Below are 15027 nucleotides of genomic sequence, written 5' to 3'. Positions count from 1 at the left end.
TAAATTATGCGGCAGCTTTTTTTACTGCCGCACTTTTAATCAGAATTTATATTACTCTGCCTGCGTACCGACAAGCAGTTGATTCAAAGCTGACGTATCCTGCATCGGATCGCTAATGCTCATGCAGTCAGAAACGTTGTTCTCCGTACCGAAAGCGGACATATTTTCGGTCAGTATCATTACCTGTATATCCGTCTGATCTGCGGTTTCCTCTGTTTCCTTTGCCTCTGAAACAGCGCTTGATGAATCAATCAGAACGGCGCCGCTTGTTTCTGTGAGTAATTCAGAAGTAACGTTGTCGTCAGCGTACATATCGCTGAGCAAATCTGCACTCGCCTGTATAATTTCTTCCTCAGAGGTTTCCTGAACAATTGCATCATTGCTCGCAGGCTGACTAAGCTCAAGCTCCCATGTATCCTTATTTACTGTTCCTACTGCTCCGTCTGCAAATTCAAAGGTATAGCTTGACTGACCCCATTTGAAGTTATTAATTGTTAGCGTATCTTCTGTTCCGTTAATAGAAAGAATTAAATTTGAACCCCATTGGTCAGTTATTGTCACTTCATCTGAATTAATACCTTTGAGCTGAATAACACTATGATCGCTGCTCCATTCATTAACGGTATCATTGCCGTATCCCTTAGCAAAAATATATGTATCTTCACCATTTCCACCGCAAAGAGTATCGTTGCCTTCACCGCCGTCGAGGATGTCATTACTGTCAGTACCATAAAGATTGTCGCTGCCGGCAGTACCGTTAATGATATTTTGTTCAGGCTGAGTAGCTTCTCCTGCCGTGCTGCCGAAACCACTTTCCCATTTCCATGTATCCTTATTTATGCTGTCTGTTGTTCCGTCGGCAAATTCAAATATATAACCGCCTTGATTCCACTTGTATCCATTTACAGTCAATGTATCGCCTGTGCTGTCAATTGTAAGAACCAGCGTCGAATCGTTCAATTTGGAAATAGAAACTTCATCAATATTAATATCTGTAAACTTTACAAGGCTGCTTCCGCCCCAATCCTCGATCGTGTCGTTTCCGTAGCCTTTGCCGAAGATATATGTATCGTTTCCGTTTCCTCCGTAAAGCCAGTCGTTTCCTGTTCCTCCGTCGAGGATATCATCGCCGTTTCCTCCGTTGATAGTATCATTACCGCCTTCACCCTTTATTGTAACGCCATTATCGCTCCAAGCGGACATCCAGTCGTTACTGTCAGAGCCGTGCAGTGTTGTTATCAAGTCATTTATCATCGTACCGTTGATATTGAAATTCTGAAAGCCTGCTCCGTCAAAGTACTGCTTTATAATGATATTATCAGAGCCAAAGCCTATCTTTAAATCGCTTCCGTTTATTCTTGACATAACCGCGTCTGACATTGAAAGTCCCGAAAGTTGTATTGTATTATTTCCCGCAGCGTCGGAAATAGTATCTGTACCATAGCCCGCCTTGAAAATAATCGTATCGTCGCCGTGATCGTCCTGAATGTAATCGTCGCCCTCTCCCGGATCAATTACATCGTTTCCGCCGCCGGCGTAAATACTGTCATTGCCTGTACCGCCGTAGATATGGCTTCCGTCGTTTCCGTCATATATGACATCATTGCCTTCACCGCCGATAATTGTATTATTGCCGTTGCCGCCGTAAAGCTGATCATCGCCTACTCCGCCGTCGATATAGTCGTTATCATTTCCGCCGTAGATGAAATCATCGCCTTCCTGACCGTACATTTTGTTATAACCATTTCCGCCGGACATATTATCGTTTCCTGCGCCGCCTTCCATGTAATCATAGCCCTCGCCGCCCTGCATACGGTCATCCCCATCTTCGCCGTACATATAGTTTGATCCGTTTCCGCCGATAAAGTAGTCATTTCCGGCTCCGCCGTACATGTAGTCAGTATCTTCTCCGCTTACGAGTGTGTCGTTACCCTCGCCGCCGTACAAGGTATTATTTCCGTTTCCGCTTTCAAGGTAATCATCGCCGTCGTCTCCATACAGGGTATCGTTGCCTTCTCCGCCGAACAGCTCGTCATTTCCGGTTCCGCCGTGGAGTTCGTCATTACCATCTCCTCCGAAGAGTTTGTCATTTCCGGAATCACCATAGAGTACGTCATCTCCATCGTCACCGAATAACTCATCATTATCTGCTCCGCCATGGAGTTCGTCGTTTCCTAAGCCACCAAAAAGTTTGTCTGTTCCGCTATCTCCATAAAGGATGTCATTATCATTATCACCATACAATACATCTTCTCCATCTCCGCCGTATACTTCATCATTTCCTTTGCCGCCGAAGATTACATCATTTCCACCTTTTCCTTCGATAATATCATCTCCATCATTACCATAAATGACATTATCATTGTCTGTTCCTTCTAAATTATCATCATCATTTGTACCCATAATAACACCGTCATCATTCCAAGAGAACAAGTCTGAGAAGAATCCTGTAACACCATCCCAAACATCACCACACCAATCTACAAAGGAATCAAGTGCATTCCCAAAGAACTCGCCTATCATTTCCATTCCTTCATACCAGCTTGATAACAGATTCTCTAAGTGGTATGATAAGTTATCACCGATTTCATCGAATATTTCATTAAAAAAGCTTCCTTCTGGATCTCCAGTTAATAAATTATGTAAATCTCCAAATAATAAATAATATGATCCTAATGTTACATACTCTCCAAGCGCCGTGAAAACACCAGTAATATCAACTGTCATATCTGTATGCGCCTCTGCCAAATCATCACCGAAAAAGAATGCTAATGCTTCTTCAGAAGTATGTTCTAACACAAATCTTAATCCTTCATCAGATATCAATTCAGATATAGCAACGCCTCCGCTTATTATTCCGTCAGCAGTAATTGCCGGAAGCATTTTTACCGCAAATGATTTCATCTCATTGTTAAAAATATACGGTAATATTTTGTTAGTATCTTCACCTGCAAATACTTTATTGATAACAGTTCCGATATTTTCAAGAACTGATTTCATGTTATCTAAATCATTATCTCCAATATCAACTATTGAATTTGATATTACATGTAACATTTTTGAAAATTCGCTTTCCTCTACAAAAGGCAGGATATTTCCATTTTCGTCTAAAATTAAAATTGGCATATGAAACCATGCTAATGTGCGGACCGACAATTCATCTGGAATTATATCTACATCAACAAAGTAATGTTGAGCATTAGGAATAGGATTTAATACACAATGCACGAAGTCATAATTTGCGGATATGCTAGTAATTTTACTGCCATTTGCAGCAATTTCGTCTGCATACTTACTCATGAATCCATCTGAAAAACCCTGACCATCATAGGAAAGACAATAATCTGCTAATCCTGAAACTATAGTAACATATTGAGCCAAATTACCGCCCTTTGAATGACCGCTTACCGTAACGTTACCAATCTCACCATATACTTCTGCTTTAGTTAAGCATTCATTAAAGAATTTTAAAGCGTTTTCCTGTTCATTGCTATCTTCTTGCACTGCTCCAACGAAATTATCAACCCATGAATCGCCGTAAGCATAATCGCCGGAATATATAACGGTAATATTATTTTCCGAATCCTTAACACAGAAGCTGTGTGTTCCAGAGTTGGTTTCCGATACATTAATAACTTCTAATTCCATAAGTGCCGGATTTTTTTCTATATATGAAATAATCTTATCGAAATCATCACTTGCTACCATGTCAATTGGTGTGGAATAATCTCCATTTTTATATCCATCAACAATTGAAGATATTGTAAACTTTCCTTTACTGTTGATATATTTATCATGAAGTTCTGTAAAATATGCGATATTATCCAGCAAGACTAATTGATTATTATTTAAGTTCATTTTATGTTCCTCCTAAATTTTTCCCCGTTATTTCAAATTCAAATACAGGCTGAACGCGGGAATCATCTCCAGCCTTTTGCTTTTCATATTCCTCGTTGCTGCAAATGTAAACGCTGATTTTTATTTTGGATTTCAGCTCGACAAGATAATTTCTAATAGCGCCAAATTCATTCTCTATGTTGCTATGCTTTTCGTATTCGCTTTCGGGTATAAGTACATAAAGAGGCAAACTGGGTCTTTCTTTATTATCCTCTATGCTGCTCACGGATTTTATAATTTCATCTGCTGTAGCGGTTACTTCGTATTCACTTGGAAAATAGTTGCTCATTGTGGAATGGTACAAAATATAATACTCTTGTATATTTGTCTCGCTCACATATCCATCAAGCCATTCCTCCATTCTTTCTTTAATCATCTGCCCGTAATAAGATTCCCTTTTCACATATAGCTCATCAACTCCTTCCACTTCTCTCCCATGTACATCTACATAATATTTATTGTCAATACCGCCGTCAGCGATATTTACTGTTACAAGATAATATTGTACCGACGAGGGGTCTGGTCCTAAAAAAACACCTCCTGCAATCCCTTTATAAGTGATAACAGCTTCAACGCCATATTTTTCGTTAAAATAATCAGAAACAAGAGGTTCTATCGTATCCTCCAAAGCCTCAAGCCGAGTATAAGAAAACTTTTCCGGATTCTGATTATTATTAAATAATGAACAGCCGGTAAAACTGAACATACCCAAAAACATCACTCCCAACATTATTAAGCTTTTAAATTTTCTCATATATTACCTCCATGTATAACTGTTCTTTATTTATCCTTTCGATTCATTATAATATATATCCTTAATCGCAAGAAAAAATCAGCTTAATCCATCAGGAAATATATAAGTTTTACTGTACCTGCGTACCGACAAGCAATTGATTCAAAGCTGACGTATCCTGCATCGGATCGCTAATGCTTATGCAGTCAGAAACATTGTTCTCCGTACCGAAAGCGGACATATTTTCGGTCAGTATCATTACCTGTATATCCGTCTGATCTGCGGTTTCCTCTGTTTCCTTTACCGCAGAAACAGCGCTTGATGAATCAATCAGAACGGTGCCGCTTGTTTCTGTAAGTAAATCAGAAGACATACTTTCGTCTGAATAGATATCCGAGAGAAGCTCGGCGTTTGACTGTACGACATCTTCCTCAGATATTTCATTGCTTGCAGGCTGAATAAGCTCAAGCTCCCATGTATCCTTATTTACTGTTCCTACTGCTCCGTCTGCAAACTCAAAGGTATAGCCGCCCTGATTCCATTTATATCCGTTGATGGTAAGCTTGTCCTGAGTACCGTTTACAGTCATTTCAAGCGTGGAATCCCACAGATTTGTTATTGTAACTTCATTTGAACTTATGTCCTTAAGCTTTACGATACTGCTTCCGCCCCAGTCCTCGATCGTGTCGTTTCCGTAGCCTTTGCCGAAGATATATGTATCGTTTCCGTTTCCTCCGTACAGCCAGTCGTTTCCTGTTCCTCCGTCGAGGATATCATCGCCGTTTCCGCCGTTAATTGTATCATTACCGCCTTCGCCGCTTATTGTAACGCCATTATCGCTCCAAGCGGACATCCAGTCGTTACTGTCAGAGCCGTGCAGTGTTGTAATCAAATCGTTTATCATCGTGCCGTTGATATTGAAGTTCTGGAAGCCTGCTCCGTCAAAATACTGCTTTATAATGATATTATCAGAGCCAAAGCCTATCTTTAAATCGCTTCCGTTTATTCTTGACATAACTGCGTCTGACATTGAAAGTCCCGAAAGCTTTATTGTGTTATTTCCCGCAGCATCGGAAATAGTATCTGTACCATAGCCCGCCTTGAAAATAATTGTATCGTCGCCGTGATCGTCCTGAATGTAATCGTCGCCCTCTCCGGGATCAATCACATCATTTCCGCCGCCTGCGAATATTCTGTCATTTCCTGTTCCTCCGTAAATATGGCTTCCGTCGTTTCCGTCATAGATTATATCATCGCCTTCTCCGCCGATAATTGTATTATTGCCGTTACCGCCGTAAAGCTGATCGTCGCCTACGCCGCCGTCAATGTGATCATTGTCATTTCCGCCGTAGATATAGTCGTTGCCTTCCTGACCGAACATTTCATTGAATCCATTTCCGCCGTTCATAGTATCGCTGCCGTTACCGCCCTCTATGTAGTCGTAGCCTTCGCCGCCTGTGAAGTTATCATCGCCCTCACCGCCGTACATATAGTTAGGACCGTTTCCTCCGTAGAATGTATCGTTTCCGTTTTCTCCGTACATATAGTCGGTATCTTCTCCGCCGACAAGAGTGTCATCTCCCTCTCCGCCATACATATGATTACGTCCGTTGCCGCCTTCTAAATAATCATTGCCGTTATCACCGTAAAGATAATCGTTTCCTTCGCCGCCGAATAATTTATCATCTCCGTCTCCGCCATACAGGTCATCATTTCCATCTTCACCATATAACTCATCATTGCCGGCCTCACCATACAGCTTATCATCATGATTCCCGCCGTATAACTTGTCGTTACCGGATTCTCCCCAAAGATCATCTTCACCCAATCCGCCATATAACTCATCATCGCCATTTCCTCCGCGCAGACTGTCATCACCGAAACCACCGTATATTAAGTCATCACCATCTTCTCCGTCAAGAACATCGCTGCCGCCAAATCCTAACATCAAGTCTTTTCCAGAAGTTCCGTTTAAATTATCATCTTCTACTCCGCCTAATATAAGATTGTACTCATCGTTATTTAAAATATTCTTTATTTCATCTGTAGAATCATTCCAGAAATCAAGCCATGAATCCCAGATACCTTCAATTTTTTGTCCTATATCCGTAAAATAGTCTATCCATTCTTTTAAACTTTCAATTGTAGCTTGAGTTGCTTCTCCCCAAAAACCGATCCATGATGCTACTTCATTATATGCGAATTTTCCAATGTTAAGCCATAACGTAGTCCAAGCCTCCGTATTATCTATTTTTCCTGAATTAATTTCAGTAATCACATCCCCCAGACTGCTCCAGAATTCGTTCCACGCAGTTTTTCTGTCATCAGAAAAATCTTGTAAGATGTTAAAAATAAACCATGATTTTATAATTGATTCTCCCAGAAGAGCCGTTTCGTGGTATTCCTTATCCCTGAATTCCATATATTTGTTTTCAACATCATTCCACAAATTCAAAAATTCCGATTTGGTAATATAGTCACCTATCATGCCTTCCAAAGCAGTCCAAGCTAATCTGGAAATAATCCTATCCTTTTTCCCATCTATCAATTGCAAATGTGCAGCGCTGCCTAAAGTAAAATAGATTGTTCCTTCCAAATCTAATTCAATTCCTAAAGTATTTAAGAAAGCCATTATATCAACATCATGCTTATCATATTCTTCTAAATAAGCAAATGCACAGCCTAAAACAGTTGACAATGTATCAGTATCACTAAAAAGAAAAGACATTAATTCATTTTTATCTATTTCCGACTTACGTACAATCGGCATTATCTCAGATATATATTTAACCATCGAATTTAAGTCATCCTCATCTCCCGCATTCAGCAAATAAATTATGCATTCATGAAGCATTGTCATTGACTTATCTTCTTCCGTCAATATAAAATATGGTTTGTTGTTTTCGTCGAGAAGCATATTGCCATTTTTGTCCTGAGCGATCCACGAATTTGGGCTATGATGCTGTGCTGGTTCATACACACCAAATCCTTTACAGTATAACTGATGTGTACCTGGTATTTGATATAACAAACCATGAATAAAATCTGTAGAAAGTGAATAATTGGTTATAAGTCCGGCCCTTCTTAAAATTTTATCTCGGTATTCATCATAATTGATAAATAAGCTGGAAAATCCTTGGCCGTCTAATCCTACACATCTTACTACTTTATCGCATAAAATTGTTGTATACATTGCTTTGTTAGAACCTTTGGAATGCCCGGTGAGCGTTATACGTTCATAGCACAAATTATTTACGAAATTCAGAGCCGCCTTTTGAGCTTCAGTTTCAACCATATTAGCGCCCTCAACATTATCTTGCCATTCTTTCATATTGAGTGTTCCTTTGAAGGCGACTATAGCTTCATTTGTATTAGAAGTTCCGTCAGTAAAGCATAAAGCCCCTACTTCTGTATTTGCTTCTGTTAAAACCAAATCCTTTAAATTGCTTGTTTTAAGATATGTAATAATATCTGCCCATTCTTTTCCGCTTACCTCTGCTCCGGGAATCGCTTTATCTTCCATCGCTTCAAGGTTTGATATTGCGGTTTGGTCGAATTTTTCAAGTATTTCATATATGGTTGAGTTTATGTATTCTCCATTAATATCAAATTTTTCAACCCCTGCTACCTCTGCAACTCTACTATCCAAGTAAGTTAACTGCTCTAACATTAATAATTCCTGATCAGTTATATTCATTTTAAAACTCCTTATCTGACTTGTCTTTCCTCAATTTTTATTTCGCCATTTTTTTCTACATAACACATTAACCGAATTTTTATATATTCTTTGCCAAAATAATCAGAATAATTTATTCTGTTTATTTTAGAAATATCTGGGTTATATAATAACATAACCTGACTATCACAACTTATATCATGTTTCTTTAACCATATGCAATAATCATTTGCAAATTTTATCATTTCTTCTTTTGAACCTAAATCTTTACTTATGAATACAGTACTCCTACCTGATATATTTCCACTTATAGTTTCCTCGGTGATAATAGTTAAATCATTAACAGAAGTTTTAGTAACTGTGGAAAACACCCTAATATCGTCAGACCCAAAATAATCCTCTACATAATCGGTTATCATCTGTTCAAAATAAGGTCTTACAACTATATTAGGATAATCATCTTTAAGCGTACCGTCATCCTGTCGAGTTACTGTAACAGTGTCTGTTAATTCATTTCCGCCTTTTGGTATGGCAGTCATATATTCATTTTCTAATATTTGAGGTCTTACGTATCCTGTGTATTCAAAGGTTACACCATACTTATCCTCAAGATACATTATCATCTCGTAAATTGCCGCTACAGATAGTCGTTGAGTTAAATTAAGCTCTTCATATTCAGTTGGCAATTTCTGTTCTGAAAGAAAATCCTTTTGCCATTCGTTTAATGTTGGTTCAGGTCTTTTTGTTTCGCTGCTTTCGTTTTTCACACTGCATCCGCTCCCTCCGATTATTAATACTGCTGACAGCAGTAATATATAGATTCTTTTTAATATTTTCATAAAGACCTCCCTTTATATATTTTTCTAATACCAGATTGTATAAAATTACCACTTAATATATAATAACACAAGTTCACATATTTAGCAATAATTAAATACAAAATGGTATGAAAAATTAAGGGTTTATGCGTATAATCAGAAATTTACTGAGCCTGACTGTTTATCAGAAGCTGATTAACCGTCGATATATCCTGCATCGGATCGCTAATGCTCATGCTGTCAGAAACATTGTTCTCCGTACCGAAAGCTGACATATTTTCGGTTAGTATCATTACCTGTATATCCGTCTGATCTGCGGTTTCCTCTGTTTCCTTTGCCGCAGAAACAGCGCTTGAAGAATCAATCAGAACGGTGTCGTTTATTTCTGTGAGCAAATCTGAAGACATACTTTCGTCTGAATAGATATCCGAGAGAAGCTCGGCGTTTGACTGTACGACATCTTCCTCAGATATTTCATTGCTTGCTGGCTGACTAAGCTCAAGCTCCCATGTATCCTTATTTACTGTTCCTACTGCTCCGCCTGCAAATTCAAAGGTAAAGCTTTCGGAATTAAAGTTCCTTATAGTCAGCTTATCCTCGCTGCCGTTTATTGATACAGTCAGTTCGGATTGATTTGTTTTAGTAAATGTGACCTCGTCAGGATCAATACCACTTAATACGACCTTGTTATTTCCGTCATAATTTTCAATAATATCCGTACCGTAATTTCTGCCGAAGATATATGTATCGTTTCCGTTGCCGCCGTTCAGATAATCATTGCCCTCTCCGCCGTCAAGGATATCATCTCCGTCATTTCCGTACAGATAATCGTTTCCTGTTCCGCCGTAAAGCGCGTCATTTCCAGCGCCGCCGTTTATCGTATCGTTTCCTCCGTCGCCATAAAATACAATACCGTTATTGCTCCACGCAGACATCCAGTCGTCATATTCAGTAGCGTGTACTTGTTTTATTGGGTTTTCGGTATCGTCAAACGCATATCTTGTTCCGTCTGCAAACGTAACATTGAAATTGCGGTTGTTTTCGGAACTGAAATATCCCTGAATAACGAGCCTGTCATCTGTTCCATCGAATGTGATAGTAAGATCGTTCCAGTTTGTACGATATGCAGTCATAGCCTCTAAGTTAAGTCCATTGCCGAATGAAATCGTATTGATTCCCTCCGAATCGTTTATTGTATCCGATCCATAACCTACATTAAATATATATGTATCGTTTCCTGCTCCGCCGTAAAGGAAGTCGCTGCCTTCGCCGCCGTCAAGTATGTCGTTTCCTCCGTTTCCGTACAGGCGGTCATCGCCGCTTGAGCCGTAAAGCTTGTCCGCTCCGTTGCCACCGTTAAGACTGTCATTTCCGTTCTCTCCGATAAGAGTCACGCCTCTGTCATCCATAGCTGTAAGGTAATCGCTGTAATCAGTTCCGTATATGGTCCTCAGAGGGCTATTGGAAGCAGCAGCATGAATCTTAGAACCTCCGTTGAACGTAAGACTGAAGTTTCTGTTTGCTTCGGAAGTAAAGAAGCCTTCGATAACAAGCTTATCATCAGAGCCTTCAAAGGTTATAGTAATATCGTTCCAGTTTGTGCGATAAGCCTTTATCTGATTTGAAGTATATCCGTATATTTCAATTGTGTTTGCGCCCTGTCCGTCACCGATCGTATCTGTACCATATCCTTTTTTAAAGATATATGTATCATTTCCGGATCCGCCGTAAAGGAAGTCGTTGCCTTCGCCGCCGTCGAGTATGTCGTTTCCGTCATTTCCCGTAAGCCTGTCGTCGCCATTATCCCCATAGAGGAAGTCGTTTCCGACTCCGCCTACAAGCTGATCGTTTCCGTCTCTGCCGATTTTAGTAATTCCGTCCTCATAAATTGAGATCATATACTCGCTGCCGTCAGTACCGTAAATTGTTCTGAGAGGGCTGTCCTGAGCTGTCGCTTCTGTAACTGTTCCGTCTGCAAACACAAGAGTAAAGTTTCTTGCTTCTTTGCTTATACAGTAATTCTTTAAAATAAGAGTATCATCATATCCGTCGAAGGTTATTAGGATGTCGTTCCAGTTTGAACGGTAAGCCTTCAGACCTGACGCCGTAAAGCCATCTCCGAACATAATGGTGTTTGTTCCTTCAATGTCCATGATAGAATTATTTCCGTAACCCGGTTTAAATATATATGTATCGTTCCCGTTTCCTCCGTCGATAAAGTCGTTTCCGGCTCCGCTGTCAATAATGTCGTCACCGTCGCCGCCGTTGATATAATCATCGCCTTGGCCGCCGGATATATAGTCATTTCCGTTTTCTCCGAACAACGAATCGTTTCCGCTTCCGCCGAATATGACATCGTCGCCATTATTCGCTGTGATTCTGTCGTTTCCCGAATCCCCGAATATGTAATCGGATTCCGTTCCTCCTATAAGGAAATCATCTCCGTTACCGCCTGCCGCGATATTGGCTTTACCGCTTTCAAGAAGCATATAATCTGAATATTCCGTACCTGAAATGTATGTGTTTACAGTGTCTGAGATATTATCCTTTATGTAAAGCGTTTCTTCACCTATTTGCAGAACGTAATTTTCCGGCGCGTCTGCAAAATCGGTAATGATCAGCTTGTCCCCGGTATCCTTAATGCTGATAATAACATCGTTGCCTACAGAGCGTATATCAAGATCAGACAAGACTGTATCGTCGGCAAGCTTAACAGTTGATATCCCTTCGCTGTCGCTGATAATATCGGTACCGTAATTTCTGCCGAATACATATGTATCATTTCCCGTTCCGCCGTAAAGAATATCATTTCCTGTTCCGCCGTCGAGAATATCAAAGTCTTCGTCGCCGTAAATTATATCGTTTCCATCTTGACCGTAAATAACGTCATTATCAGAGCCGCCGAATACAAAGTCGTTTCCGCTTCCGGCGTATATAGTGTCGTTCCCTTCATTTCCATAAATAGCGTCGCTGCCTTTGCTTCCGTAAACGGTATCATCGCCGCCGAAGGCATGCATAACAGAATCCTCAACTACAGCCTTGAGAACGTCGTCGCCGTTTCCGCCGTAAATATGCCTGAACGGACTGCCCTTATCGGTAACGTGCATTTTTATGCCGTTAAATTCAAGGTCATAATTTCTGTATTCCTCTCCCTTACGGAAATCTCTGATAACGAGGGTATCGTTTGTACCCTTAATTGTGATGGTTACGTCATATTCACCTGTTCCGTTTACAAGGATATCGCTTGGGGCAAGGTTTGAAAACCTAAGCGTATTCAGACCGTCGGAGTCGATTATTGTATCGTGACCGTATCCCTTTGTGAACACATAGATATCGTTTCCTTCTCCGCCCTTAAGCGTATCATTGCCTGTTCCGCCGTCAAGGGTATCGTTTCCTGAATCGCCGTAGAGCATATCGTTTCCTGAGCCGCCGGATATTGTATCGTTTCCTGTTCCGCCGAACAGCAGATCGTTTCCGTTTCCTCCGGTTATCCGGTCGTTTCCTCCGCCGCCATAAATTACGTCTGAGACATTAGTGCCGTTTAATGCGTTATTACCATCATTTCCTCTTATTGCTCCGAAAACAGAGGAATCAATTATATCAAGATATTGAGGAGCCGTTTCCTCCATATATGTCCTGAATTCTATAAACAACTGATAATCATTCTGAATGTTTGAACCATAATAGCCGAGATAGGAGCATATATCAGAAAAAGTCTTTTCACTTATCTGTCCCAGCTTCATTGAGTAATACATATGCTTATTGAAAAATGTCATATTTGGAGTAATGCTTCCGTCATCCTCCGTATGAGCCGTTATGTAATCAAGATGTTCTGTTATCTGACTTCCTATCATAGCAAAGCAATACATCTCAACTAAATTACTGTAAACGCTTTTAAGAATAGGAGACGCGGCAGAATTAGGATTGCCTCCGTTTACTCCCATAAAATCCTGTCCCATAAAAGATTCAATTACAGCTAAATCCTTTGCGTCGATATATGAGCCTCGGCTGCCGGATTCTATATTTTCCGTATGACAAATAAAATGCAGGATTTCTTCTACTATTGAAATCCTAATATCATTATCAGTTTCTGAAATAAAGCTGTTCACAAGCTCCGTAAGCTTTCCGGTTTCATCCATAGCGATTGCATTATGCAGAGAATTAACAGTACCGAAGCTTCTCACGTTCGGAAGACCGTCAGCTGCCTCAGACACTCCTATAATAACAGTTTCGATAGCGTCGTAAAGGTCTGAGGAAACCCACATTTCTCCTATATTTCCGATAGTATCATCTTCGTAGACAAAAGTCGCAACGTTACCTATCAATGCCTCGGAATCTGTAGGCTGGTTTACATATTCGTAATTGAGATTTATAGCCTTTATATGCATATCCTTGAGCGATTTCAATTCTCCGCTGCCCGATAATCCGTCGCCGTCCGAATCAACCCATAGTTTAAGCTGATTAAATATTTCGTCGTTTTCATCAATAACACCGTCGCCGTTAGTATCATACTGCGCCAATGCTTCAAAGCCGTTTTTAGCCTTTGTTCCGTCTGCAAGAAGATGAAAATCTCCGAAAACCTCGCTGCCGTCGTCAATTTTTCCGTTTCCGTTTTTATCAAGCGCTAATATCGCATCCTGACGTGTCCAGTTGATTCTTTCCGCAAAGCCGTTGCAGTTTAAATCGAAATGAGCGCCGTATTTTTTTGTTTCAATATTAAATCCGTCTCCGTTAATATCAAGAATAAGAGGATCGACCTTTGCCCTTTCGGCATTATTGGCGCTTTTCTCAGCTTCGGCAATATTTTGCTTGGCTACTGCTTCGGCATCCATAAATTCTATTTCGCCGCTTTCTCCTTTTTCATGATGATTTTTAAAATCAGCTAACTCATCTTCAAAATCTGAACCATTAAATTCTTCAGTACCGTCAATATATTTTCCAAACCGTTTAAAGAATGCATTCGCATAATCAGCAAGTTTATCCTCGTCAACGTTATCGCCTATAAAGCCAAGTATCTCCGGTTCGTAGCAGTCGTTTATCGCTTTGGCTAATTCCTCATAGGCTTCATGATAATTTTGAAGCTCGTTTATTTTGTTGTTCAATGAAATTATAATATTATTGACTTCATTTGCTTTGTCAACGTCAAAAGCCTTATATAACTCCCTTATATCTTCAGAATATGAAACAAACTCGGACAAATCATCCACTTTAGCTAAAATATCCAATTCGTCTTTTGCCGCATTTAAACTATCAAAATCGAAATCGCTGGTTTTTCCGTTTATAATTTCATCGATTTCTTTTTCAACCGATTTGATTTGATCTATATGTTTATTTATAATTGAGGCTCCCGATGATAAAATTTCGCTTGCCAAACTGAATTGTTCTGAGATAACATCTCCGAGAATACCGGGAATATTTCCGGTTAAGGTACTTCCCATTTTTAAAATATTACTACTCATTAATGCGATAGCTTCATTTCTTGAAAGTTCATCATTATAATTAGATATTAATTCTAATGATGTTGCTATGTTTTCAGCTTCTCCAACTAAAGCAACTATATCTTTTGCTCCTTTATAAAGCGAATCATAGTTTTTAATCCACTTGCTATAATCCTTATTACTTGAAGCAAGTTTATCTAATGCTTCGTTTAAAGCAGCTGTATCAGGCGAGTCAGTAATAAATTTTGATAGTTTACCGTAATTTACTGTATTATTAAGACCTTCCAGCGTAAATCTTATAGAAATGTCTCCCCACGAAACAATATTATTTTTTAATATTTCACAAAATCCATCTATAGTATATGTTTTTTCATCAGATAGTTTTATTATTGTATTTTCTACTTTTTTCATGTCCTTATCTAATTTTAATATAATTTCAAAACCGGTATCAATATTAATTGACAT

5 protein-coding genes are annotated in these 15027 nt (G+C 39.6%); all 5 read right to left on the bottom strand.

Annotated features, from left to right (window positions below):
• Positions 1 to 51: 51 nt before the first annotated feature.
• The gene (locus tag ACYQ0N_RS12350; protein ID WP_460162836.1) at positions 52 to 3858 is read right to left on the bottom strand and encodes a calcium-binding protein; all 3807 of its coding nucleotides are present in this window, start codon (positions 3856 to 3858) and stop codon (positions 52 to 54) included.
• Between the two features lies 1 nt (position 3859).
• The gene (locus ACYQ0N_RS12345) at positions 3860 to 4651 is read right to left on the bottom strand and encodes a hypothetical protein (RefSeq protein ID WP_177531816.1); all 792 of its coding nucleotides are present in this window, start codon (positions 4649 to 4651) and stop codon (positions 3860 to 3862) included.
• 109 nt (positions 4652 to 4760) lie between these two features.
• A complete protein-coding gene (locus ACYQ0N_RS12340; protein WP_460162835.1) occupies positions 4761 to 8327 on the bottom strand; it encodes an Mbeg1-like protein in 3567 nt (1188 codons plus the stop codon).
• A gap of 11 nt (positions 8328 to 8338) precedes the next feature.
• Entirely contained in the window at positions 8339 to 9145 is an 807-nt protein-coding gene (locus ACYQ0N_RS12335) for a hypothetical protein (RefSeq protein ID WP_177531877.1), read from the bottom strand.
• 143 nt (positions 9146 to 9288) lie between these two features.
• Entirely contained in the window at positions 9289 to 15027 is a 5739-nt protein-coding gene (locus ACYQ0N_RS12330) for a calcium-binding protein (RefSeq protein ID WP_460162834.1), read from the bottom strand.

It is taken from the genome of Ruminococcus sporogenes, assembly GCF_054655175.1.
This window is presented reverse-complemented; position numbering and strand designations above follow the sequence as displayed.

Coding starts and splice junctions, on each gene's coding strand:
- ACYQ0N_RS12350 (WP_460162836.1), bottom strand. CDS start 3,858: ATGAACTTAAATAATAATCAATTAGTCTTGCTGGATAATATCGCATAT.
- ACYQ0N_RS12345 (WP_177531816.1), bottom strand. CDS start 4,651: ATGAGAAAATTTAAAAGCTTAATAATGTTGGGAGTGATGTTTTTGGGT.
- ACYQ0N_RS12340 (WP_460162835.1), bottom strand. CDS start 8,327: ATGAATATAACTGATCAGGAATTATTAATGTTAGAGCAGTTAACTTAC.
- ACYQ0N_RS12335 (WP_177531877.1), bottom strand. CDS start 9,145: ATGAAAATATTAAAAAGAATCTATATATTACTGCTGTCAGCAGTATTA.
- ACYQ0N_RS12330 (WP_460162834.1), bottom strand. CDS start 15,027: ATGTCAATTAATATTGATACCGGTTTTGAAATTATATTAAAATTAGAT.